This is a genomic window from Inhella sp., assembly GCF_041912635.1.
Lineage (GTDB): Bacteria > Pseudomonadota > Gammaproteobacteria > Burkholderiales > Burkholderiaceae_C > Inhella.
Genome location: NZ_JAYRMO010000007.1, coordinates 137,632 through 161,019 on the forward strand (window position 1 = coordinate 137,632; position 23,388 = coordinate 161,019).

General features: G+C 68.9%; 17 protein-coding genes. 3 read left to right on the plus strand and 14 right to left on the minus strand.

The features are described from left to right. Positions 1-65 precede the first annotated feature (65 nt). Genes ACE3QP_RS06125 through ACE3QP_RS06135 form a run of 3 tightly spaced genes read left to right on the plus strand, consistent with a single transcriptional unit; the run spans position 66 to position 3,227 of the window. The gene (locus tag ACE3QP_RS06125; protein WP_310739923.1) at positions 66-1,112 is read left to right on the plus strand and encodes a glycosyltransferase family 2 protein; all 1,047 of its coding nucleotides are present in this window, start codon (positions 66-68) and stop codon (positions 1,110-1,112) included. Between the two features lie 4 nt (positions 1,113-1,116). After that, a complete protein-coding gene (locus ACE3QP_RS06130; RefSeq protein ID WP_374434438.1) occupies positions 1,117-2,031 on the plus strand; it encodes a hypothetical protein in 915 nt (304 codons plus the stop codon). Continuing rightward, the gene (locus tag ACE3QP_RS06135; RefSeq protein ID WP_374434440.1) at positions 2,028-3,227 is read left to right on the plus strand and encodes an O-antigen ligase family protein; all 1,200 of its coding nucleotides are present in this window, start codon (positions 2,028-2,030) and stop codon (positions 3,225-3,227) included. The genes ACE3QP_RS06130 and ACE3QP_RS06135 overlap by 4 nt, the downstream gene beginning before the upstream one ends. Here ACE3QP_RS06135 and ACE3QP_RS06140 read toward each other — a convergent pair. From ACE3QP_RS06140 to ACE3QP_RS06205, 14 genes are read right to left on the minus strand one after another with little or no spacing between them, the layout of a single operon-like run. Further along, complete coding sequence (locus tag ACE3QP_RS06140; protein ID WP_374434441.1) at positions 3,206-4,447, minus strand: glycosyltransferase; 1,242 nt, start codon at positions 4,445-4,447, stop codon at positions 3,206-3,208. The two genes, ACE3QP_RS06135 and ACE3QP_RS06140, sit on opposite strands and share 22 nt — an antisense overlap. Beyond that, the gene (locus ACE3QP_RS06145) at positions 4,447-6,984 is read right to left on the minus strand and encodes a glycosyltransferase (RefSeq protein ID WP_374434443.1); all 2,538 of its coding nucleotides are present in this window, start codon (positions 6,982-6,984) and stop codon (positions 4,447-4,449) included. The genes ACE3QP_RS06140 and ACE3QP_RS06145 overlap by 1 nt, the downstream gene beginning before the upstream one ends. 4 nt (positions 6,985-6,988) lie before the next feature. Further along, complete coding sequence (locus tag ACE3QP_RS06150) at positions 6,989-9,535, minus strand: glycosyltransferase (RefSeq protein ID WP_374434445.1); 2,547 nt, start codon at positions 9,533-9,535, stop codon at positions 6,989-6,991. 6 nt (positions 9,536-9,541) lie between these two features. Beyond that, on the minus strand, positions 9,542-11,341 hold the full coding sequence (locus ACE3QP_RS06155; RefSeq protein WP_374434447.1) for a PIG-L family deacetylase: 1,800 nt from the start codon (positions 11,339-11,341) through the stop codon (positions 9,542-9,544). After that, positions 11,328-12,539: a glycosyltransferase family 4 protein gene (locus tag ACE3QP_RS06160; RefSeq protein WP_374434448.1), complete on the minus strand. Its 1,212-nt coding sequence runs from the start codon at positions 12,537-12,539 to the stop codon at positions 11,328-11,330. Before ACE3QP_RS06160 ends, ACE3QP_RS06155 begins: the two co-directional genes overlap by 14 nt. Then, positions 12,539-13,525 (minus strand): hypothetical protein, encoded by a 987-nt coding sequence (locus tag ACE3QP_RS06165; RefSeq protein WP_374434450.1) that lies wholly within the window; start codon positions 13,523-13,525, stop codon positions 12,539-12,541. The genes ACE3QP_RS06160 and ACE3QP_RS06165 overlap by 1 nt, the downstream gene beginning before the upstream one ends. Continuing rightward, a complete protein-coding gene (locus ACE3QP_RS06170; RefSeq protein WP_374434452.1) occupies positions 13,516-14,772 on the minus strand; it encodes a polysaccharide ABC transporter ATP-binding protein in 1,257 nt (418 codons plus the stop codon). Before ACE3QP_RS06170 ends, ACE3QP_RS06165 begins: the two co-directional genes overlap by 10 nt. A 2-nt stretch (positions 14,773-14,774) precedes the next feature. Beyond that, the gene (locus ACE3QP_RS06175) at positions 14,775-15,569 is read right to left on the minus strand and encodes an ABC transporter permease (RefSeq protein ID WP_374434455.1); all 795 of its coding nucleotides are present in this window, start codon (positions 15,567-15,569) and stop codon (positions 14,775-14,777) included. A gap of 5 nt (positions 15,570-15,574) precedes the next feature. Next, entirely contained in the window at positions 15,575-16,453 is an 879-nt protein-coding gene (locus tag ACE3QP_RS06180) for a peptidylprolyl isomerase (protein WP_374434456.1), read from the minus strand. Continuing rightward, positions 16,450-17,814 (minus strand): TolC family outer membrane protein, encoded by a 1,365-nt coding sequence (locus ACE3QP_RS06185; protein ID WP_374434458.1) that lies wholly within the window; start codon positions 17,812-17,814, stop codon positions 16,450-16,452. The genes ACE3QP_RS06180 and ACE3QP_RS06185 overlap by 4 nt, the downstream gene beginning before the upstream one ends. A gap of 2 nt (positions 17,815-17,816) precedes the next feature. After that, positions 17,817-19,166: an HlyD family type I secretion periplasmic adaptor subunit gene (locus tag ACE3QP_RS06190; RefSeq protein WP_374434460.1), complete on the minus strand. Its 1,350-nt coding sequence runs from the start codon at positions 19,164-19,166 to the stop codon at positions 17,817-17,819. A gap of 5 nt (positions 19,167-19,171) precedes the next feature. Then, the gene (locus tag ACE3QP_RS06195; protein ID WP_374434462.1) at positions 19,172-20,917 is read right to left on the minus strand and encodes a type I secretion system permease/ATPase; all 1,746 of its coding nucleotides are present in this window, start codon (positions 20,915-20,917) and stop codon (positions 19,172-19,174) included. Continuing rightward, a complete protein-coding gene (locus ACE3QP_RS06200) occupies positions 20,914-22,704 on the minus strand; it encodes a type I secretion system permease/ATPase (protein WP_374434464.1) in 1,791 nt (596 codons plus the stop codon). The genes ACE3QP_RS06195 and ACE3QP_RS06200 overlap by 4 nt, the downstream gene beginning before the upstream one ends. Next, a complete protein-coding gene (locus tag ACE3QP_RS06205; protein ID WP_198111794.1) occupies positions 22,701-23,381 on the minus strand; it encodes a hypothetical protein in 681 nt (226 codons plus the stop codon). The genes ACE3QP_RS06200 and ACE3QP_RS06205 overlap by 4 nt, the downstream gene beginning before the upstream one ends. Positions 23,382-23,388 lie beyond the last annotated feature (7 nt).

Here is a 23,388-nt window from a genome sequence, read left to right on the forward strand (position 1 = left end):
CAGCCCTGCCGCTAAACTCCCGCGCCATGTCAGGGCAAGTAGAAAAAACTCGGGCGCCTGAGTTGGTGCAACGAGCCGATGCCGCCGCGCGACGCCAGACCGTCGCGGAGCTGCTCTCCCCGTGGGAAGAGTTCCGGCGCGTCATCCCGCTCGTCTCGCTCAAATCCCTGTTGCACCGCCAGCACCCTCCGGCCCCCAAGGTCGCGGTGCTGCTGTGCACCATGCAGGCGCAGCATTTCCTGGCCGAGCAGCTGAACTCCATCGCCACCCAGAGCCACCCGAGCTGGTCGATCTGGGCGTCGGACGACGGCTCGAACGACTACACGCACGACATCCTCGAGTACTACCAATCGCACTGGGGCGAGGACCGCATCTCCATCCACGCCGGCCCGGCCGAGGGCTCGACGGCGAACTTCCTCTCGCTGACCTGCCGCGCCGACATCGAGGCCGACTACTTCGCCTACGCCGACCAGGACGACATCTGGGAGGCCGACAAGCTGGAGCGCGCGGTGGCTTGGCTCAAGACGGTGCCCGACCACATCCCGGCGCTGTACGGTTCGCGCACCCTGCTGGTGGATGCACGCAACCAGCACATCGGCTACTCGCCGCTGTTCCAGCGCCCACCCAGCTTCAAGAACGCGCTCGTTCAGAGCATTGCCGGCGGCAACACCATGGTTTTCAACCGCGCCGCGCGCGAGCTGCTGCGCACCGCGGGTGAGAACGTCGAGGCCGTGACGCATGACTGGTGGGCCTACATGCTGGTGAGCAGCTGCGGCGGCCAGGTGCATTACGACGAACACCCCACGGTGCGCTACCGCCAACATGGCGGCAACCAGTTCGGCTCGAACATCAGCCCCAAGGCCCAGCTCAAGCGCATCAAGCAGCTGCTGCAGGGTCGCTTCCGCGGCTGGGTGGACTGCAATCTGGTCGCGCTGGAGCGCGTGCGCCACCTGATGACGCCCGAGAACCAGCAGGTGCTCGATGAGTTCATCGCCGTGCGCAAGCGCTGGGTCGGTGCGCGCCTGGCCGGCCTGCGCCGCAGCGGTATCCACCGCCAGACCCGGCTCGGCAACATCGGCATCACGCTGGCCGCGCTGATCAACCGCCTCTGATCCCGTGAAGGATCCGGTGGCCGGCGCGACCGCCGCGGTCCTCGTCGTCTACCACCTGCAAAGCCAGCCCGGGCCCATCGTCGAGCGCCTGCTCGCCCAGTTGGGCGCCGTGGTGCTGGTGGACAACGCGCCGGCCGGCCACCCTGCCCTGGCCTTGCTGCCCGCGCACCCCCATCTGCTGCGCATCGCCAACGCCAACCGCGGCGGCCTGGCCGGCGCCTACAACCGCGCCGTCGAACGCCTGCGGGCCGAACGGCCGGACATCGAGCAGATCGTGTTCGTGGACGAGGACTCGGAGGTCGACGTGCTGCCCGCCCTGCTGGCCGACCCTGCGGTGCAGGCGCTGCTGGCCGACGCGCAGGTGGCCGCTGTGGCCCCGGCCTACCGCGACCGCGCCACCGGCCTGCGTGGCAAGCACCTGCAGTTCGAAAGCCGCTGGCGCCTGCGCTACCTGCCGCGCGAGGTCGAAGGCCTGCATGCGGTGGCCTTCGTCATCAACTCGATGTCGGTCTGGCGCCTGGCCGCGCTGCAACGCCTCGGGCCTTACGACGAAGGCCTGCGCATCGACCATGTGGACACCGAGTACTGCCTGCGCGCGCACCGCGCCGGCTTGAAGGTGATGCTGCATGGCGGCCACAGCTTCGGTCACCGCATCGGTGAGCGCCGGGCCTACAAGCTCTTTGGCGTGCAGTTGCAGGCGGGCGGGCACTCCCCGGCGCGCCGCTACCTGATCGCCCGCAACACGCTCTGGCTGGCGCGGCACAGCCTGTGGCGGGAGCCCGGCTTTGCCTGGCTGTGCCTGCTGCGCCTGGGCTACGAGGCGGTGGGCATCCTGATGGCCGAGCCGCAAAAGCTGGCCAAGCTGGGGGCGCTGCTGCGCGGCTGCGGCGCCGGCCTGTTCTCGCGGCGGCTGGCATGAAGCTCGACCTGCTCAGCGGCGTGGCAGCCGGCCTGGCGGCCTGGGTGCTGTTCCTGCCCATCGGGCTCAAGTACCCGCTGCTGCTGATCCTGCTGGGCTGGTCGATCTGGCGCCTGGGCGCTACCGGCCTGGCGCAGCTGCTGCGCCAGGATCGCCCCTTGCAGGCGGCGCTGCTGTTCTGGCTGGGCTGCCTGGTTTCCTCCGCCTGGAGCTCGGCGCCGCAGAAGCAGATCGTCAATCAGCTCGGGCAATACAGCCTGCTGCTGCTCGCCCCCGTCCTGGCCCATGGCCTGCCCGGGCCCTGGGCGCGTCGCCTGCTGGCGCATCTGTGCGCGGCCTGCGCGCTGCTCGGCGCCTGCGTGGCCTGGGGCGCCGTGTTCGGCATGCCCGGGGCCGGCAGCGGCATCTGGGTCACCACGTTCGAAGCCGACGGCAATGCCCGCATCCTGACCTCGCTGTTGCTGGCCATCGGCTGCGCGCTGGCGATCGATCAGGCCCTGTGCAGCAGCACGCCGCGGACACGCTGGGCCTGGGCGCTGGCGGGCTTGCTGGCGTTGCTGGGCGTGGTGCTGCAGGACCGCCGCAGCGGCATGGTGGTGCTGCCCCTGCTGCTGGGCCTGCTGGGCTGGCAGCGCCTGCCCAGCCTGCGCCTGCGCCTGGGCTTCGTGGCCGCCTTCCTGGCCGCCTGCACCCTGGCCTGGCAGGCGGCGCCGGGCGTACGGGCCCGCTTTGCCGAGGGACTGCACGAGCTGCAGCATTACCAGCTCGACCCCACCGCCCCTACCAGCTGGGGCCTGCGCGTGCTGATGATCGAGACCAGCGTGGCCATGATCAAAGAGAAGCCACTGCTCGGTCATGGCCTGGCCAGCTGGCAGGGCGAATGGTTCCAGCGCGTACCCCACACGCATTACCTGCTGATCGAAAACAGCACCCCGCACAACGACTACCTCTTGGTACTGGCCCAGGGCGGGGTCTTCGGCCTGGCGCTGCTGCTGGGATGGTGGTGGGTGGTGCTGCGCCAGTCTTGGCGCGCAGGCCCGGGCTCGCACGCTGCCCTGCTGGTCTGGGCCGCGATGGCGGCGGCAGGCTTGTTCAACGTGATCCTGCGCGACGGGCGCTTTGCCGTGCCGCTGCTGATGCTGGCAGCGCTGGCATGGGCCAGCCGCAACGCCGCTCAGGCGCGCCCTGCCGCCTGACGGTAGAGGGACTCGTACAAGAAGGCCTCTTCCTCGATGCGCATGGGCAGGCGCACCGCACGCCGCCACGCGGGCAGGCGCTCGGGTTGGGCCAGGCAGGCATCGAAGGCGGCGGCCCAGGCGGCTGGTTCGTCCAAGCTCACCACCTCGCCACCTCCTTGCTCACGTACCAGCTCGGCCGGCGCGCCACGGTCTGACACCAGGGCCGGCACGCCCGCCGCGGCGGCCTCATGCAGCACCAGGGAATAGGTCTCGGGCACCAGCGAGGGCAAACACAAGAGATCGAGCTCCTGCAGGAGACGGCGCACGCCCGCAGCGTTCAGCGGGCCCAGCAACTCGATGCGCGGGTCTGCCGCGGCCCGGGCGCGCAGGTCGGCTTCGAATGCCGTATCGCCATGGAAGGCACCGGCCACGCTGAGGCGCAGCGGCGCATCCGGCCGCAAGGCCAGCGCGGCCAGCAGCAGCTGCACGCCCTTGGGCTTTTGGAGGCTGCCGATGAAACCCAGGCTCAGGCGTTCATCGCGCCGCGGCACAGGCGGCGTATGGGCCATGGCGAGCAGATCCACGCCATGTGGCAGCACCAGGCATTCCAGACCTGGGAAGGCCTGCGCGATCTGGCGCTGCACGAAGGCCGAGGGCAGCACGCGCACCTGCGCATAGGCCAGCATGGCGTGCGCGCGGGCGTGGCGGTCGGCCAGGCCCTGGGGCGTCCAGGCCGGCGTGGCGCAGCGCTGGGCACAGGCGGCGCCGCCCTCTGGGCCGGTGGCGCAGGGGCGACCCTCCCTGTCGATGAGGTTGACCCGGTAGCAGGCCTGGAAGAAGTCGGTCAGCGTCCAGACCAGGGGCAGGCCACAGCGCTGCACCGCCGCCAGCGCGGTGGCCATGCGCATGCCATGCAAGGCGTGCACGAGGTCAAAACGCTGTTCAGCCAGCCAGGTCTGCAGCTCGGCGCACAGCGGCTCGTCCACCTCGAAGCCAAGGTCGGCCGTGGCCGGCAGGCGGCGGCGGTCGAGCAGCAGCACGGGCACACCTTCCACAACCAGGGTCTGCACGCCTGGCAGGCTCGCATGGGGTGTGGCCGGTGCCGGCGCCACACGGCAGGCGAGCACCTGCACATGGTGACCGGCACGCTGGGCCATCCGGGCCAGGTTCAGGGCCACGCGTTCCGTGCCACCCTGGAATTCAGGAAAGAACTGATGCAGAACGAAAAGGATGCGCATCAAACGCCTGCCTTCAATTGCGAGAACAGCTGCTCGGCCCAGGCTCGTTCAGCATCCGAAGCGGAGCCCGGCGTCGCGCGGCGGTCCAGCACCCAGAAAGCCAGCGCCGCACCGACGCTGGCAGCAAAGGTCTTGAGTGCAGCGGCGGCGTACTCCTCGCGCACGCGGGCGTCGGCAGCGGTGTAGATCGGCGCGGCGAAGTGGCCGAAGTGCTCCAGGCGCGACATGAACATGTCCACGAAACGCTGGCGCTCCTGCAGGCGCTCGCGGTCCGCTTCCTTGGCAGCAGGCTGCTGGCGGTGCTCGGCCAGCAGCTGGCGCACGAAACCATCCACACGCGCGTCGTCCAGGGCCTGCCAATCCTGCTGCGGCCGCGGCAGCCAATGGCGGGCGCCCTGCAGCCAGGTGCGCAGCGCCTCGCTGGGGGACTGACCGTCGGGCAGCCCCTGCAGCTCGGGCAGCCAAGCCGCCAGGCGCTGGGCCACGAGCTCGATCCCCTCGATCAGCCCGCGCAGCGAGCGGCAGCCGGGGCGCTCGAAGTCCTCGAACAGATCGACCAGAAAAACCACGTCCACGAAGGTGCGCTTCAGGTAATACCAAGCAGGGCGGTTGTGCGAGTGCACGACCTTCAGCGAGGCCAGCATGGCCACCTTGTGCCCGGCCTTGATGAGGCGGATGCCCAGGTCCAGGTCCTCGGCGAAATCGCCGCGGTAGCGGTACTGCTGGAACAGGGCGCGCGAGATCAGGCAGGACACGTCGCTGAGCTGGCCCATCGAGCGCAGGCTCATGTGGTCGTCGCCGATGAAGTGACCGATGCGGTCTTCGTCCAGGCAGCCCAGGAAGCGGTAGTGCGTGTTGACGCTGCAGTCGTACATCGCATCGCTGTCGGCGCGGCTGTACTCGGCGCAGGAGGCCGCCACCACGCCCTGCTCGGCATGGTCCAGCAGGTAGCGCACGATGCCGTAGAGCCAGCGGTCGCCGATCGGGTAGGCGTCCTGCACCATGAAGAACAGATGCGTGCCGGTGGCGTGCTCGGCACCCAGATTGCGCGCATGGCTGTGGCTGAACTCTTCGGGGCGAATGCGCACCAAGCGCACACCCAGGGCTTCGATGCGTTCCGGGATGCCGTCGCTGGAACCCGAATCCACCACCACAACCTCAATCCCGCCCAGCCCCTGCTGCCCCAGCAACTTGCGCACCAACAGCAGCAGCTCCGGCCCACCGTTCAGCACCGGGATGACCACTGAGACGCGGACCTCCGCCAGCACGCGCTCATCTGCCACCAGCTGGGGGTGCAGACGCAGCGGCGGGCGTACGGGCGCAGCCACGGCAAAAGGGTTGGCAGCCACCACGCCGGCGGGCTGCGAGTAGTCGCGCACCAGGCGCGGCAGCAGGCGAAGGTAATGCGGGATGCGGCGCAGATTGCCCCACAGCCCATGGCGGCGCCAGGCACTGGCGGCGCGCTGGCGCAGGCCCCCAAGCAGGTGGCGCGCGCGCCCGCTGCGCAGCCAGTGCAAGGTTTTGCCCACGGCACGCAGAGGCCGGGTGAGGCGCCAGGACGTGGAGTTCAGCAAGGCGTCGCGCTGCTGCTGCGCCTGGCCCAGCTCACGGCTCAGCCCGGCAATCTCAGCCAGCTGGCGCTCGCGCAGGGTCTGCAGGGTCTGCAGCTCGCGGCGGTGCGCACTGAGCTCGCGCCGCTCGCTGTCCAACTCGGCGGCCAGCTCATCAATGCGGGCCGCACTGCTTTGCGCCAGCGCCTGCAACTCCGCAGCCAGGGCCTGGCCGCGCTGCTCGGCGGCGCTGTGCTGCGCGTCCTGCTGGCCCTGCCATTCGATCAGCTCACGCAGCTGCGCGGGCGACCAGCGCGACAGCTGGCGCGCGGCAAAGGCCTCCAGCTGCAGGGCCCGTTGTGCACCTTGGGTGGCATGGCCCGAGCCCTGCTGCGCGTCCAGCCAGTAGACGGCACTGACGCCGGGCACGTGCACCAGGCCGCCCCGCATCAGCAAGCGCAGCCAGAAGTCCCAGTCCTCGAAATGATCGAGGCTTTCGTCAAAGCGCAGCGACGGCGCAGCCTCCAGTGCCGCGCAGCGGAAGAGCACGGCGTGGATGGGCAGCTGGTTCTGCAGCTGCATGCGGGTGGGGTCCACCGGCTGGTCGTAGACATGTACGCGCTGGGGCGGCTCACCGCTCAGCACCTCGACCCCGGTGTGCGCGGCCACAGCCTCAGGCTGAGCTTGCAGGGCCTGCGCCAAGCGTTGCAGATGCCCGGGCAGCAGCCAGTCGTCGTCGTCGAGGAACAGCGCCAGCGGCGCCTCCACGGCCTGCAGCAGGGCATTGGCGGCGGCCGAGCGGCTCAGACGCCCTTGCACGGGCAGCACCTGCACCTGCGGGTGCTCGGCCAGGTCCTGCAAGGGCTCGCCCCCGGCTGGCACCACCCGCACCTGCACGCGCACGCCAGCCTGCTCCAGGGCCGACTGCACCGCCCGCGCCAGGCTGGGCCGGCCGCAGCTGCGGATCAAGACATCCACATCCACCATGCGCTCAGGCCCCTTCGCTCAGGTTCAAGAGCACCTGCAGCCGTTCCTGCATGCGGCGGCCCACCACGGCCGGTGCGAGCTGGCGCTCGCAGTCCACGCGCGCCTGCGCACCCAGACGCTGCCGTCGCGCAGAGTCCTCAGCCACCAGGCGCAACTTGGCCGCCGCGTCATCCAGATCGGGCTCGGCCCAGCGCTCGCCCCGGCGGTAGGGGCCTTCATCCTGATGCAGCGGCACCAGCTCGTAGCGCACCGGCAGCGAGTTTTCCGCCGTCATGAAGTCCATATTGCCGGACCAGGCCGTGGCCAGCACCACCTTGCCCCGCGCCATGGCCTCGGCCAGCACCAGGCCAAAGCCCTCGGAGCGGTGCAGCGAGACAAAACAGTCGACCGACTCGATCAAGCCATTGAGACTGGGGCGATCCAGATAGCCCTCGATGAGCTGCACGCCCGGCGCGCGCGCGGCCAGGGCGCGCAAAGCGGCCATCGCCGCCGGGTCACGCTCACCATTGCTGACCTTGAGCACCAACTGCACATCGTCCTGCCGCCCCTCGAAAGCCTTCACATAGGCCTGCAGGGCGCCCAGCGGGTTCTTGCGCGCGGCGCTGCTGAGCAAATCGGCCATGGCCAGGAAGGCCACGCTGCCCTCGCGCAGACCGAAGCGGGCCCGCTCGGGCCGGATCTGCGCCGGGATCTCGATGGCATGCGGCATCACCAGCACGGGCACCGGCGCACGCTGCGCAATGGCCTGCTGGCAGAAGGTGGAAGGAACCCACACTTCGTCGACATGGGCAAAGGCGTTGCACCACTCGGCCGGGAAGTTCTCCAACTCCCAGGCCCAGTAGCCGATGCGCCGCGGCACCTGGAAGAGCGCTTCGCCGATCACCGTGCGCGCCAACGGCAGCTGGTCGGCATTGATGTGAAAGAGGCTCGCAGCGAAGGGCTGCGCGCCCGGTGCACTCTCCTCCACCTGCTCCCCCATGCGCGAGACATTGCCGGCCTGGAAGTTGCGCACGGCCAGGGGGAAGTCCACGGCGCGCAGCGCGCGCAGTGTGGCCCGGGCCGACTCGCCCACGCCGCTCTCGGCTTTGACGTAGCCGATCAGGTTCAGCCCCGCAGGCACGGCACTGGCTGCGCCCGCTGCCGCCGCAGGAGCGGTGGCCGTAGGCGGGAAGGCGCGGCCCACCAGGTAGCTGCGCACCTTGTGGCGCAGCGCCGGGGTGGTGAAAGGGCGAAGCAGATTGCGGCTCTGCCAGGCCAGGCGGTAGGCGGTGCGGAACAGGGTGGCGCCCTGCCGGCCCGGCGCCGGGGCGGCGGGCCGAGGCGCGGCGGCCGGGCTGCCGGGGGCCGGTTGCACCCAGGCGTCGGGCAGGCCGGCCTCGATGGGCGCGCGCTCGGCAAACCAGCTCAGGTAGGCCTGGCGGTGCGCGCCGCGCACATCCGGAAAAGCCGATTGCAAGTCCGCCCGGTCCCGGTGCAGCTGCAGCGCCACTCGCGAGAGAGGCGGTTGCAGTCCATCCACCGGTGCCAGCAGGGCGGCGCAAAGTGCCTCGGCGCCGTCCGGGGTGCGCAGGTCTGGCAGCGGCACCTGATCGAGCAGTTCCAGGCGCAGCACCTTGCGCGCCACATCGGGCAGGCTGATGCCATTGGCCAGCCGCGCAAAGGCGTACGGCATGGCGGCGTAGCGGCTGCGGCCGAAGCGGTCCAGACGCTCCACGTACTGCGCGAACAGCTGCTGGGTGGCAGCGCTGCACTGCGCCAGGTCGAAGCGGTCCTGGTGCTTGCTGATGGAGCGGCCGCCAATGCTGTAGCCCGAGAAGTGGAAGAAGAACAGCGGCTCGCCGTTGACCTTGAAGCCCTCGCCGTCCTGCGTCACCGCGCGGTGCTTGAGGTTCCAGTAGGCGACGTTCCAGCCCGGGTGGCGTTCGATGCAGACACGCTCGAAGAAGCCCGGCACCAGGTCCATCCACTTCTGGTCGGTGAACAGACCGCGCGGGATGTCGACCACGCAGTCTCGGCGCAGCTTCTCGCTCCACCAGTCCAGCAGCGTGCGCGCATCGGCGCTGCGGCGCAGGGCCAGGAAGCCGAGGTTGTAGGTGCCGCTCTGCAGGATCGACAGATCCGAGGGGTGGCGGTCATCGTCGAGCGGCGCGCCCAGGTGGGGCGTGAGCACCACATCGGCCTGCTGCAGGCGCGCGAGCAGGGGCGCGCCGCTGCTGAAAAGCTGGATGTCGGGGTCGAAGTAGATGATCGAGCCCAGCGCTTCGCGCTCGAACAGCTTGCGAAACGCGAAGGGCTTGATGGCCGTGTTCAGTTCCAGAATGGTGTACTGGAACAGCATGCGATCGACCTGGGCGATGCCCAGGTCTTCGATGCCGAGGAACTCGATGCCTTTGGGGGGCGGCTCCAGGCCCTCGGTGCTGTCGCACAGCACCACCACGCGCTGCGCGGCCGGCAGGTGCTGCGCCACGCTCTCCATCAGGTTGAGGGCGTAGTGCAGGTAGTTCTTCGAGACGATGGTGAAGACGCAGGTCGGCGTCGTGGCAGCGGCCATGGGAGTTCAGGAGGGCTTGGTGCGACGCCAGGCAGCCAGGAAGGACTGCCAGGGCGTGAGCGCCTGGAGTTGATTCAGTTCGGCCTGCAGTGCCTGGGCATGGACGTGCAGCGCGGCAATCTCGGTCTCGCGCGCGGCGCGCACGGCGCGCTGGCTGTCCTGCTCCACCAGCGCGTTGCGGATCTCCTGCTCGCGTGCGGCCAACACGACCTGCAGATCCGTGCGCGCCTGCTGCAAATCGGCCAACTCGGCCTCGCGTGCCTGCAGCACCTGGCGGGTGGCCACATGGCCGGCGCTGGCAGTGACCAGTTCACCCTGCAACTGTCCGTGCGCCTGGTAGAGCTCGCGCACATAGGTCAATAGGTCGCCGGCCTCGGCCGCCTTTAGGCGCACCAGCCACTTGGCGTACAGCGTCTGCCGAAGCGCCTCGTTGCGGCTGCGCTGCTCGAACACGCCGGAACCCTGCGTCGCACCGGCAACATAGCGCGCACCGACACCGGGCACATGCTGGAAGGGCCCGCGCTCGGCCAGCTGCAGCCAGAAGTCCCAGTCCTCGAAGACCGGGAAGCCTTCGTCAAAGCGCAGCCCGGGCAGGCGGCGGAACAGCACTGCGTGGATGGGCAGATAGTTTTCGAACAGCAGACGCCAGCGGTCAAAGGGCGCGGCGAAGCGGTGCTCGGGCTGCCAGTCGCCGGCTTGCCAGCGACCGTACTCGACGTCGCCATAGGCCGCCGCGGCAGCCGGCGCAGCACGCAGGGCGGCCGCCAGCCGGCCCAGGTGGCCGGGCAGCAGCTCGTCGTCGTCGTCCAGGAACAGCAGCGCGTCAAAGCGCGCCTCCTTCAGCAGCCGATTGGCCGCGGCCGCGCGGTCCAGCGCGGCGGACGGCTCGATCAGTCGCACCCGCCCGCTCAGCTCCGCCGGCAGCTCGGCCGCCAGCGGCCGGTGCGGGCGGCCGCTGGCATTGAGCACCAGCACCTCCAGCTCGTCCACGCCCTGGCCGGCCAGCGAGCCCAGGGCCTGGGGCAGGCTGTCGCGGTCCATGCTGCGGATCAGCACCGAGACCGGCCCTGGGTCGCACGCCGCGGCGGGCAGAGCCGCCAGCGGCTCCGGCGCCGACTTGCTCTCGGAAGCCCGGCTGAAGATCTGTTCGAAGGCTTCGGCGGCCTGCGCATCGGCACGCCCAAGCAACAGGCTGCGGTAGCGCGCCAGACCTTCGGTGGCCTGCAGGTAATTGCCATAGGCCAGTGCCGTGCGGTGCGCGCGCAGCGCGGTCAGCTTGGTCGGCAGCTCGGCACCGATGTCGAGCACGTGGCTGGCAGGCAGCGCGGTCCAGGTCTCGTAGCTCCAGGCGGCCTGCACGCTGGGGCAATCGGGCAGCACCTGGGCCAGCGCAGCGGCCACGGCACGGTGGTCGCGGTGCGGGTCACGTGCCGAGGGCCCGAACACCCAATCGGGCGCGAAGGCCTCGATGCTGCGGCGCAGCTGCGTCGGCAGATCGATCACCCGATCCAGCGCCCCGTCGGGCAAGCCGAGCAGCTCGCCTTCCAGGCCGCCCAGCAGCTGAAGCGCGGTGCGGAACTCCTGCTGGCGCGCCTGCGCCGTGCCGGGTGGCAACTCGCCCGCGCCGGAGCCATCGGACACCAGCAGCACCTGGGTGGGCACGCCGCGAACGGCCAGCTGGACCAGCAGGCCGCCGCAGCCAATGCTCTCGTCGTCCGGATGCGGTGCGAGCACCAGCACGCGGCGCGCCGCTTCCAGCGGCAAGGGCCGCGGCAAGGCGCACAGGTCCGCGTCAGCAGAGGCCACGGTAGATCTCCTCATAGCGTGCGGCCACGGCCGCCGCGTCGGGCCAACTGGCTGCGTGCCGGCGGCCGGCCTGGGCCAGGGACTCGCGCAGGGCCGGCTGCTCCAGCAGGTCGAGCAGGCTGCGGGTCAGCGCAGGCAACAGGCTGTCACCCTGCGGGGGCAGCAGCCAGGCGGCACCGCCGGTGACCTCGGGCACGCCGCCGGCGGCTGCGCATAGCGCGGGCAGGCCGGCGGCCAGGGCTTCCAGATTGGCCAGGCCGAAGGACTCGTTGCGCGCCGTGCCCAGGTAGACATCGGCCGCATGCAGGAAGGGCGAGACGTCAGCGACCGCCTGCACGTTCAGCTGCAGGGGCAGCGGCCCGGCCTGCTGCAACTGCTGCTGCAGCGGGCCGGAATCGCCTTCGCCCAGCAAGGTCAGACGCAGCGGCCGCAACTGACCGTGCGCCTGGCGCTGGCGCGCGGCCTCGATGACGGCTTGCAGCAGCAGGTCGAAGCGCTTGACCGGGTTGATGCGGCCCACCGCCAACAGCTGCCAAGGCTCCGCGCTCCAGCCCAGGTGCTGGCGCGCGGCGGCGCGGTCCGGCCAGGAGCTGAGCTGTGGGGCGGCGTGCGGCACCGCATGCCAATGCGGGGGCAGCTCCGGCAGCGCGAGGTCGCGCGCCAACTGCGCGCGTGCGGCTTGCGTGGGACACACCACGAATGCGGCCCGCGCCAGCACGCCGGCCTCGATGCGCCGGTGCCGCTGCAACAGGCGCGGCGAGTAGGGCACACCCTCCTCGCCAGTGGCGTCGCTGTAGCAGCCAAAGCCATGCTCGGTGAAGCCCCAGCGGGCCGTGGCACCGGGCACGAAGCGGCGCGCCCAGCGGTAGCCCCAGGCCATCCAGGGGTCGTGCAAATGCACCACGTCGGCCTGCCAATCGCGCGCCACCTTGGCCGCCAGGCGGGCCATGTTCAAGCGCTCCAGCCAGACGGCACTCAGCACCTGGCCGGGTGGGCCGGCCAGGCGCAGGCCCCAGGCTCCCAGACGCGCCGTCCACTCACGCTGCCAGGCCTTGCCGCGTTCGCTCTGCTCGTCCTGCGTCAGGTAGCGCACGGCGTGGCCACGCGCCTCCAGCGCAGCCAGCACCGGGCCGAGGCTGCGGCCGATGCCGTAGCGGCGGTCGGTGCCGTGCTCGCGGGTGACGTGCAGGATCCTCATCATCGGAAATCGGTGTCGCCAGCCATCAGGAACCAGCGCCCGCGCTGGGCTTCCAGCTCCGGGCCGGGCGAATGGGTGTTGCCAGGCACCTGGATACCGAGCGAGCGGACTTCTGCCGGCTGCAGGGCCTGCCAGCGCGGCAGCTGCGATTGCGTGCTCCAGACCTCGACGCGCGGCAGGCCTTGCTGTGCCGCCTGTGCGCGCACCGCCTGCAGCAACTGCGGCCAATCGGCCGGCGCGGCCACCAGGTCCACCCACTCCAGATGTTCGGCATGCGCGCGCAGCACCACCACACCCAGCAGCCGGCCGCGCCAGCGCGTGCGCACCGCCAGCACTTGGTACTGGAAGCGCGGGTGGCGCAGGTAGCGGTAGGCCAGCCAGTCGGCATCGCGCACGCCCAGCGTGCATTCGGCCAAGCCGGCGCGCATCCGGGCCCACAGTGCGTCCACCTGGGGCCCCCAGGCGCCTGCCAAGTCTGCCGCACCCAAGGCCTGCAGGCGCGGAGTGCGCCAAGCGGGGAGCGGTTGCGCCGGCCATTGCGCCGCATGCACCTCGTCCACCGGCCCATACAGGCCCAGGCGCTCGGCCACGACGTAGTGCCGGTTGGTGGGGAAACCGAAACCCAGCAGGTGCTTGGCCTGCCAGCCGATCTGCGCCTCCAGAAAGCCGGCCGCCAGCGTGTAGAGCGCCCCCTTGCGGCGCAGCGAGCCCCGTGCCTGCGCAGCCACGGCCACATCGCAAACCTGGCAGGCCCAGCGCAGTTCACCCTTGTGCACGATGCGCCGGCTCAGGCCGCCGAAGTGCGCGGTCAGCACACCGTCCTGCTCCAGGGCCAGTGCCTGACCACGGCCCTCGCCGTACTTCCAGTCCCATTCGGCCGCAGACAAGGGGTGGCCGAACACGGCCTCGAACAGGCCGCGCACGGCGTCGCGATGACGGGTGTCCACCCACACCAGGCGCGGTTCGGGCGCCACGCTCAGCTCCATCGCTGCGCAAGGTTCACCACGCCCTGCTCCAGCCCGTCCTGAGTCATCTGCAGCTCGAAGGCGCAGGGCGCGGTGGCGTAGTAGTGCAGGCCGCGCTCACACGCGAGGTAGATGTCAATGACGTACTCGCCCTTGAGCAGGGGCAGCTTGGGCAGGGTCAGGCTGACGCGGCCGTTGCCGCGCGCGTCGCGCTCCAGCACCAGGCCGTCGTTGTGCGTGCCCGCGCTCGCCACCAGGGTACCGGCGCGCGTAGCCAGGGCCATCAGCACGCTGGGCGCGGGCAGTGCGGGGTCGACCTGGAAGGCCACGTCCAGCACCAGGTCCTCGCGGCCGCTGTGCAACTTCAGGTGGCGGCCGACCTGCTGGCCGGCGCGCGCCTGCAGCGAAAGGATGCGCCCCTCACCCGGGCGGAAGGGCGGCGGGTGCGCACCCGCACCCGCCACTTCATCGGCGCCCTGCATGGGTGCCACGCCGCCGGTGCGCAGGGGGTTGCCCTCGCCGCCATGGGTCTCGCCGCCGATGTAGTCGTTGTAGGCCGCCACCACCTCAGCAGCCGGTCCGAGCATGCGTACCCGGCCCTGTTCCAGCCAGAGCACGCGGTTGCAAAGCGCCTCGACGTGGTAGGTCGAATGCGAGCAAAAGAGCACCGTGGCGCCGCGCTCCTTCAAGGCCATGATGCGATCGAAAGAGCGGCGCGCGAACACGCCGTCACCGACGGACAAGGCCTCGTCGATGACCAGCACATCCGGCTCGACACAGGTCGCCATCGAAAAGGCCAGGCGCACGAACATGCCGCTGGAGTAGCTGCGCACCGGCTGATCGACGAACTCGCCGATGCCGGCGAATTCAATGATCTCGGGCAGGCGGCGCTCCATCTCGGCGCTGCTCAGTCCCAGCAGCGGTCCGTTCAGGCGCACGTTCTCGCGCCCGGTGAGCTCGGGGTTGAAGCCCGCGCCCAACTCCAGCAGCGCAGCGATGCGACCTTCAACCTTGCGCGTGCCGGTGCTCGGGTCCAGCACCCCGCAGACCAGCTGCAGCAGCGTCGACTTGCCCGCGCCGTTGCGGCCGATCAGCCCCAGCGCCTCACCACGGCGCAGCTCCAGGTTCACGCCCTGCAGGGCATGGTGTTGCGGGCCATGGATGGGCCGGCCCAGCAACTGCTGCCACAAGCGGTGCCAGGGGCGCTGCTCCAGGGTGTAGCTCTTGCCCACGCCGGACAGGGCGATGGCGATACCGGTGTCCTGCATGGCTAGACGAGGTCCGCAAAGCCGGGGCGCAGGCGGCGGAACAGCAACAGGGCGAGCGGCAGCGCCAGCGCGGTGGCCAGCGCCTGCAGGCCCAGCAGCTCCAGGTTCATCGGCAGCCCGAACCAGGCCGCGCGCATCGCCTCGATCGGCGCCGTCAGCGGGTTGAGCCAGAGCAGGCCGCGCAGCAGCTCGGGCGCCTGATCGAGTGGATAGAACACGGGGGAAAGAAAGAGCAGCCCGCTCATGGCCAGCGGCACCAAGTGTTGAAGGTCACGCAAATAGCAGCCCAGCGCCGACAGCGCCAAGGCCGCGGCCAGCAACAGCGCCAGCACCCAGGGCAGCAGCACCAGCAACCACAACAGCGAAGCCTGCAGGCCCGCCCCCGTCAGCACGGCCAGCAGGGTCAGCAGGCCCAGCTGCACGGCCATGTGCACAGCCACCTGCAGCACCAGGGCCAGGGCCAGCAGTTCGAGCGGGAACACCACGCGTTTGACCAGACTGGCGTTGTCCTGCATCAGCCGCGTGGCGCGGCCCGCCACTTCGGAAAAGGCACCGAACACGATCAGCCCGGCGAACAGGCGCAGCGCGTAGGCCAGACCATCGGTCTCTGCCCCGCCGCTGCCCGGCCAGCGCGCCTTGAACACGCCTTGGAACACGGCGGCATAAATGGCCACCATGGCCAGGGGGCCGATCAGGGTCCACAACAGGCCGGCCATGCTGCCGCGATAGCGCGCCGCGATGTCGCGGCGCGCCAGCGGCCAGGCCAAATGCAGCGCGCGGCTGGGACCCAACACCATGCGGCTCAGCGGGTCTGCACGATCGAGGTGATCACCACCACCGGATCCGGCAGGAAGGCGAAGGGCTCTTCCAGCGGCACCGTGCGGCCCGGCAGCTTGCTGAACTCGTCGACGATCTCGAAGCCTGAGATCACCTTGCCGAACACCGTGTAGCCCTGCGGGTGCACGCCGAAGTCGAACTGCGGGTTGTCCTTCAGGTTCAGGAAGAACTCGGAGGTGGCCGAATCAGGCTCGGCGCCATGGAACATCGCCAGGCTGTACTTCAGGTGCTTGAGCCCGTTGTCGGCCTGCAGCTTGATGGGTGGGAACAGCGCCGTCTTGGCGGTACGCTGGGCGTTATTGGTGTACAGCCCGCCCTGAGCCACCACATCCTGTTCAACACGGTGCATCAGCGTGCTGGTGTAGAAGCCGGCATTGACGTAGTCGAGAAAGTTGCGCACCGTACTGCGCGCCGCGCCCGGGTCCAGCTCCACCACAAAAGTGCCGGTGCGCGTGCCCTGCGTCATGCGCATCGTCACCTGGGGCATGGGCACGTTCAGGCTCAATTCGGCCAGCAGCTTGCCGTCGGCGTCGCGCACCTTCGGGCGCAGAGCACCCAGATTGGCCACCTTGCAGGTGAATTGCTGCTGAGTCTCCGTGCCACCTGTCACGGTGGTCAGCTCCTCGCAGCCACCGTCGCTCACGTCGAGCTGGATGGCGCCATCGGCCAGTTCGAAGCCGCTGACCGAGACCACCATCGTGCGGCCGAACTGCACCGGGTTGGCGCTGATGTTGGTGACCGAGGGGCGGCCGCCGCCACCCGCGGAGCCGCCACCGCCGCCACAGGCGCTCAGGCCCAGCAGCAGGCCACCCAGAAGAAGGTTCAGGATCGGACGCATCGTCATTTCTCAGCCGTCGTGGAAGCCGCCGGCGCCAGGGCCAGCAGGCGGTCAAGTTCTTGGGCCACTTCGCTCATGCCGAAGCCGGCACTGAGCATCAAGCGGGTGCGGGCCAGCAAGTAATCAATGCGGGCCTGGGCGAGCTCGCGCTGCGCCGCATAGCTGCGTGACAGCGCATCGGCCAAGTCGCCCGTCGTACCCACGCCGCCCTCCAGCGCACGGCGCATGCCCGTCACGGCGAGTTCCGCCGAAGCCACGGCGCGTTCCTGCGCCTTGATGCGCTCCACACCGTTCTGCGTCAGCTGGTACTGGCGCTGCACCTCGATCTCGACGTTCTCGCGCTCCAACCGAATCTCCTCTTCAGCGCGCGAGCGATCGGCCACGGCCTGGCGCACGCTGGCCTCGACGCCGCCACCCGAGTAGATCGGAATGTTCAGCTGCACCCCGATGGCGCGTTGCGTGGTGCTCTGACCCAGATTGCTGACCGACTCGTTTTCGTTCTGCGAGTAGCTGGCCACCAGATCCAGGCGCGGCAAATGGGCGGCGCGGTTGCGCTTCACACCGAGCTTGGCCACTTCCAGGCTTTGCTCGCGCGCCTTCAATGCGGGGTTCTGGCGGTTGGCCAGCTCCAGCCAGGCGAACAGGCCCTGCGGTTCCAGCGGTGGCGGATCCACCGCCGCGGGCATCTGCAGCGCCTGGGTCAGCGGTTGGCCCGTGAGGCGTTGCAGTTGGCGGCGCGCCAGCAGCACCTGGTCGTCCGTCTCCAGCACGCGCACCTTGGCCAGGTCCAACTCAGCCTGGCCGCGCGCCACTTCAACCCGCGTGCCCTCACCACGTGCCAAGCGCTGCTGGGCCTGAGCTACCTGCTGAGCGAGGGCCTCCACGAGCTTGTCCACGTGGAGCTTGGTCTGCTCGACCAACAGCACAGTCAGGTAGGCGTTGGCCAACCGGTCCACCAGGTCGTTGCCACGCAGTTGGTACTGGTACTCGGCGTACTCCGCCTGGGCACCCGCCTGCTCCACCCGCAGCCCCAGCTCGCGGTTGATGATGGGCATGCGCATGCCGACCGAAGCCTGTGGCGACGTGTATTCCAGTCGCAGTCGCATGTCCTGGTTGTTCGCGTTGCGGGACTTGCGCCAGCCTTCGACCTCCTGCTGTGAGGCATTGATGCTCACGTTCGGCATCAGAGCCGCGCGCGCCACCGGCACGGCCAATCGGTTAGCTTCCAACTCATGCCCGGCGGCTCGGTACTGGGCATCGTTCTGGCGTGCGGCGGTGAAGGCCTCGCCAAAACTCATGGCCTGGGCCGCTGGCGAAAGGGCCAGCCAGGCCGCCACAGCCATGGCACTGCGAAAAAGGCGCTTCATGCTCATTCCTCGGTCATCGAGGCCGCCACACGCTTCAACAGCGGATGCAGCAGGTAGGTCAGCAGCGAACGCTCACCGGTCTTGATCAGCACCTCGGCCTGCATGCCGGGTTGTACCTGGCGATCGCCCAGCGCTTTCATGCCTTCGGGCGTCAGCTCGATTCGGGCCAAGTAGTACGTCATGAGTCCATTGCCCGTCTGCTCGGTCAGCGCATCACCCGAGAGTGAGGCCAGCTTGCCGTGCACGACCAATTGCGGCGAGTTCGCAAAGGCGCTGAAACGCACCTCGACCAGATCGCCGGCCTTGACGCGGTCGATCACCTGGGGCGAGATACGCGCATCCAGCAGCAGGGCCTCGCCGCGCGGCAGCACATCCATCAGGCGCTGTCCGGGCGTCACCACACCACCCGGGCCCGCCACCGCCAAGGCAACGATCTGACCCGCCACCGGTGCCTTGATCTGCGTGCGGCCCAACTCGTTGGACGCCGCTGCCATGCGCTCCTGATTGGCCTGCACCTCGCGGCGCACATCGGCCAGCAGGCTCGAAGATTCCTTCAAATACTCCTGCTGTCGTTGGGCAATGCGCAAACGCGTTTCGGCAATCGCGCTGTGCAAGCGCTGGATTTGCGATTCCATCTCGGTCATCGAGGCGCGCAGCTCGGCCTGCGTCTGCTCCAGTTGAAGAGCCTGGTTGCGCGGCGCAAAGCCCTCCTCGGCCAAGGCACGGATGTTCCCCAATTGGCGCGCCTGAATCTCGGCCTGCTGCTTGCGTGTCACCAGCATTTGCTGCACGCCGGCCAACTGGCCCTGCAAACCGGCAATCGCCTGTTCCGCAGCAGCCACCTCAGCCGCCTGCGCCGCACGGCGAGCGCTGAACAGCTTCTGTTGCACGGCCATGTGCTGCGCAGCCACCGGATCCTTGGCTGCGTTCTGCAAGTCAGGGTGGAACTGGATGGTGGCCGCGCCAGACAGCTCGGCCATCAGCCGACCCTCGTGGGCGCGCTGGGCGTAGTAGTTCTGGCGGATCGCCTCGAAGCCGGCGCGGGTCGCGCCATCGTCGAGTTCCAGCAACACGTCGCCGGCCTTGACCTCCTGCCCTTCCTTGACCTTGAGCTCGCGGATCACGCCGCCAGACTGGTGCTGGATGGTCTTGCGGCGCGTCTCCACCGAAACCTGCGCCTGTGCGGCCACGCCTTCGCCCAGCGGAGCCCAGGCGGCCCAGGCCAGGAACAGGCCGAAGCCCACGATGAGGGTCCAGAAGCCCAGTCGGATGACCGGTCGGGTATCGGTTTTCAGTTCGACGTCTTCAACGTCCGCGGCGTTGGCCGCCACAGCGGTGGTGTTGATGCTCATGATGCTCAGGCTTGCGGGTTGTTCTGCGGGGCGGGCTGATGGACCACCGGGAGGAAACGGCTGATCTGGCCGTTTTCGAGAATGAGCACGCGGTCAGCCGCGGCCAGGATGTGTTGCTGATGCACGATCATGAAGACGGTCTTTCCGCGCGCCTTCAGGTCCTTGACAGCCCGGATCAGCGCGGCCTCGCCCACGTCGTCCAGATTGGCATTGGGTTCATCCAGCACCACGATGGCCGGATCACCGATCACCGCTCGAGCCAGGCCGATGCGCTGACGCTGACCTCCCGAGAGCAGACCGCCGGCCTCGCCCATCGGGGTGTCGTAGCCCTTGGGCAGGCGCAGAATCATGTCGTGAATGCCGGTGCGCTGCGCCGCTTCGATGATCTGTTGCGGGTCGACCTTCTCGAAGCGCGCGATGTTCTCGGCAATCGTGCCCTCGAACATTTCGATATCCTGGGGCAGGTAACCCACCTGCGGCCCCAGGTCTTCGCGTGACCATTGGGCAATCGGACGCTGATCCAGCAGCACTTCGCCGGTCGTGTCCGGCCAGATGCCGAGCAAGCAGCGGGCCAAAGTGGACTTGCCGGCGCCTGAGGGACCGACGATGGCCACCACCTCTCCCGGATTGAAATCGATGGTCAGGTTCTTGAGGATCGGCGTCTTGCGACCGGGTGCATTGGCGCTCAGGTCGCGCAGGCTGATCTGGCCGTGCAGGCTGCGGTCTCCCGGCGCCGATTCGCGTACCGGGTTATCGGCCAGCACCTGCTCCAGGCGGCGATAGGCGGCTGCCGTCTCAACGTACTGCTTCCACAGCCCCACCACCATGCTGATCGGGCGCAGCGCATTGGTCATCAGTGCATTGGAGGCAATCATGGCGCCGGCACTGATGCTGCCTTGAAGGGCCAGCACGGCGCCAATGGCCAGGATGAGCGATTGCTGAAAGTACTGCACGAACTTGGTCACCGCCTGAATGCGCCGCTGCAGCTCTTGGGCATCCGCCTGCCCCTGGAGTTGTCGCTCGTACAGCGACAGCCACTGACGGCGCAGATTGCCCAGCATGCCCAGCGCTTCGACCGTCTCGGCATTGCGCAGCTTGGCTTGCAGAAATCCGTTCGTCTCCAGGCTGAGTTCCTGGGCCTTCTTGTGGCGCGACGAGACCAGGCGATGACTCACCAGGGCCATCGCCAGCTGCAGCACGCAAAAGGCCAGCGCCGCCCAGCCCAGCCACCGATGCATCAGGAACAGCACCGCCACGTAGACCAGCATCCAGGGCAGATCCATGACCGCGAATACACCGCTGCCGGTAATGAACTGGCGCAGATTGGTCAGATCCCCGAGGGCCTGCAGAGGGTTCTTGGCCATGCCGCGCAGCCGGGCCTCAAAGCTGGCATTGAAGACGCGCGTGTTGAGGCGGTCATCGAACAGGGCTCCAGCCCGCACCAGCAAGCGCGAGCGCAGCCACTCTGCGAAACCCATGACGAAGTAGAACAGCAGGGCAAGCAGGCTCAGGGCCGCCAGCGTCAGCTCATTGCCGCTCAGCATGACGCGGTCGTACACCTGCAGCATGTACACGGTGGACGTCAGCGACAGCAGATTGGCGAAAAAGCTGAAGATGCAGACCCACAGCAATTCGCGGCGAAAGCGCCATAGCGCGCGCCCAAGCTCGCTGCGCTCAAAGAAGCCGAGCTTCGGGCTTTGGACCGTGGACTGCGGCGCCGGTGCGCCGGCGCTCACGACAGCGGTATTCATGCGGGGCTCCCCGTGATCGCGGCCGGCTGGGCGGCCTGCATGCGTTGTTGCGCTTGTTGCGCGGCCTGGCCGCGCGCCTGCTCGTTGGCCTTCTTCAGCGCTGCGAGCACTTCGTCCCGAGGCCCGAACATCGCCGCCTGACCTTCATTCAGCACCAGCAACTTGTCTGCCGCGGGCAGCAGCGTGGTGCGGTGCGTAATGGCCAGCACCGTGGTGCCTTGCTGCTTCAGGTTCATCAGCAAAGCCAGCAAGGACTTCTCGCCGGCTTCGTCCAAGCTGGCATTGGGTTCATCCAGGACCACGAGTTTGGGGTTGCCATAAAGCGCTCGGGCCAAGCCCAGACGCTGGCGCTGCCCCCCGGAGAGGACGGCGCCTTCCTCGCCGATGCGCGTGTCGAAGCCCTCTGGAAGTGCCTCGATCATCGCGGTGATGCCGACGCGATCCGAAACCGCCCGCACTTCTTCCATGTCCACTTTGCCGAAGCGGGCAATGTTCTCCGCCACCGTGCCATCGAACAGCTCCACTCCCTGCGGCAGGTAGCCCAGGTACGGTCCGAGTTGGGACTTGTGCCAGGCGTGGACGTCCGCGCCATCCAGGCGCACTTTGCCGGCCGACGCCGGCCAGAGGCCCATGATCAAGCGCGCCAGCGTCGTCTTGCCGGAAGCCGAAGGGCCGATGATCATCGTCACCTCACCCGGCACGGCCACCAGGCTCACGCCCTTGAGCACGGGCACGGCGCTGCCCGGGGGGGCGGCCACGACCTGCTCCACGGTCAGCACGCCCTTGGGCGCTGGCAGGGGCATGCCCGGCTCTGTCGGCGGCAGCTTCACGAGCAGGCTGTTCAAGCGCTTGTAGGCGTCACGAACGTTCACCACCGCGCGCCAGTTCGACACCAGCTGCACCGACGGACCCAGCGCCCGTCCGCCCAGGATGGACGCGATGATCATCATGCTGGCCCCGCCCCAGATGCCGTTGTGCAGCGTCAGGTAGCAGGCGGCGCCCAGCAGCAGGGAGCCCTGAATGGTCTGCACCAGCTTGGCGGCCATGGAAGTCAGGCCCGCGGTATCCGAAGCCGCTGCCTGGCGCGTGATGAAGCGCTTCTGGCGCTCCATGAATCGGCCATGGACGGCGCGCAGCATGCCCATGGACTCAATGACCTGCGCACCCCGCATCGCTCCGGCGGCATAGTTCTGCGCTTCGATGGAGGCGGTCGTCGCCTCCGACAGCAACGGCATGGTGCGGCGCTCCGTCACCCAACCCAGCAGGGCCTGCAACAGCATGCCCACCACCGCCAGAACCCCCAGCCAGGGGCTCATCGCGAACAGCAGTACCAGGCAGAGCACGGCGGCCGGAAGGTCCATGAGGGCCGTCACCACCAGGGAGGGGATGAAGTCCTTGATCGCACGCAGGTCGGCCAGAACCTGGGGCGTGCCACCGGGCATGCGACGCAGATTGGCGTCGAAGGTGGCGTTGAAGGCCCGTTCGCGCAACTGCGCGTCAAAGCGCTCGGCGGCTGCAAACAGCGCCCGGGAACGGGCAACCTCGAGCAGCTCCATGACGACATACACGCCGGCGACAGCAAGCAGCAGCCAGCCCAGCGTGGCATAGCTGCGGCTGTCCATCACGCGGCCATAGACCTCGAACATGAACCAGGACGGCGCCAGGGCGAACACGCCAATGACGGCGCTCAGGCGCGCCGCCTGAGCGAAGTACGGCCGTTGCTCGCGCAGGGCGTCTTTCACGGGGGCCTCGGAGGGCGGGGCTGAAGACTTTTGCGGAAGGCTCATGGTGAGGTCATGGTGAGAGAGACAGCCGGCACCGAAGTCGGCATGGCGGCGTGCGGCGCGTCGTCGATTACCAGCATGTATTCAGGCAGTTCACTGCCGCGGGCGGCCGGGGTGGCGTCCAGCTCCTCTTCAGCCGAACCCAGCTCGGGCGCCTGCCCGTCGTCGAGCTGGAAGGTGAGCCAGAACTGCCCGCCTTGCTGGTTGAGAACGATTTCGCACAACTTTTCGGTGCGGAAGCGCCGCTCGTCGGCGTCACTGAGCGCCAGGCTGAAGCGCATGCGCCCGTCTAGCGTGAACATGGAAACTTGCCCGCCCTTCAGGCTGAGGGTGTGGCGATCGAAATAGACCGGGGACTGCGGCAGAAAGTGCACCCTCGGCAGGGGCTTGCCGCCCAGGCGCTGGAGATTGAAGGGGCTGCCGGGGTGTTGGTACACAAGGCGGCAGGAGCGCGAAACCGAGTAGATGGCATTGCAGACCATCTGCGAACCCAGTTCGGGGAACTTCGCGCGCATGGCCTTGTAGACCATGTGGTGCAGGGCGACCCGGTTCCAACAGGCCGTCTGCTGCACGATCGGCGCCAGCTCGTTACAGGCCTGCGCGAACGCCTGCTGCAAGGCCACCAGGCGCGCGTGTTGCGACGCACTGGTTTGTAGCTGCAGACGGATTCGGCTTTTCATATAGGAG

Excerpts from the sequence above, each read along its gene's own strand:
- ACE3QP_RS06135 (WP_374434440.1), top strand. The coding sequence starts at position 2,028 with ATGAAGCTCGACCTGCTCAGCGGCGTGGCAGCCGGCCTGGCGGCCTGG.
- ACE3QP_RS06140 (WP_374434441.1), bottom strand. The coding sequence starts at position 4,447 with ATGCGCATCCTTTTCGTTCTGCATCAGTTCTTTCCTGAATTCCAGGGT.
- ACE3QP_RS06145 (WP_374434443.1), bottom strand. The coding sequence starts at position 6,984 with ATGGTGGATGTGGATGTCTTGATCCGCAGCTGCGGCCGGCCCAGCCTG.
- ACE3QP_RS06150 (WP_374434445.1), bottom strand. The coding sequence starts at position 9,535 with ATGGCCGCTGCCACGACGCCGACCTGCGTCTTCACCATCGTCTCGAAG.
- ACE3QP_RS06160 (WP_374434448.1), bottom strand. The coding sequence starts at position 12,539 with ATGAGGATCCTGCACGTCACCCGCGAGCACGGCACCGACCGCCGCTAC.
- ACE3QP_RS06165 (WP_374434450.1), bottom strand. The coding sequence starts at position 13,525 with ATGGAGCTGAGCGTGGCGCCCGAACCGCGCCTGGTGTGGGTGGACACC.
- ACE3QP_RS06170 (WP_374434452.1), bottom strand. The coding sequence starts at position 14,772 with ATGCAGGACACCGGTATCGCCATCGCCCTGTCCGGCGTGGGCAAGAGC.
- ACE3QP_RS06175 (WP_374434455.1), bottom strand. The coding sequence starts at position 15,569 with ATGGTGTTGGGTCCCAGCCGCGCGCTGCATTTGGCCTGGCCGCTGGCG.
- ACE3QP_RS06180 (WP_374434456.1), bottom strand. The coding sequence starts at position 16,453 with ATGACGATGCGTCCGATCCTGAACCTTCTTCTGGGTGGCCTGCTGCTG.
- ACE3QP_RS06185 (WP_374434458.1), bottom strand. The coding sequence starts at position 17,814 with ATGAAGCGCCTTTTTCGCAGTGCCATGGCTGTGGCGGCCTGGCTGGCC.
- ACE3QP_RS06190 (WP_374434460.1), bottom strand. The coding sequence starts at position 19,166 with ATGAGCATCAACACCACCGCTGTGGCGGCCAACGCCGCGGACGTTGAA.
- ACE3QP_RS06195 (WP_374434462.1), bottom strand. The coding sequence starts at position 20,917 with ATGAATACCGCTGTCGTGAGCGCCGGCGCACCGGCGCCGCAGTCCACG.
- ACE3QP_RS06200 (WP_374434464.1), bottom strand. The coding sequence starts at position 22,704 with ATGAGCCTTCCGCAAAAGTCTTCAGCCCCGCCCTCCGAGGCCCCCGTG.
- ACE3QP_RS06205 (WP_198111794.1), bottom strand. The coding sequence starts at position 23,381 with ATGAAAAGCCGAATCCGTCTGCAGCTACAAACCAGTGCGTCGCAACAC.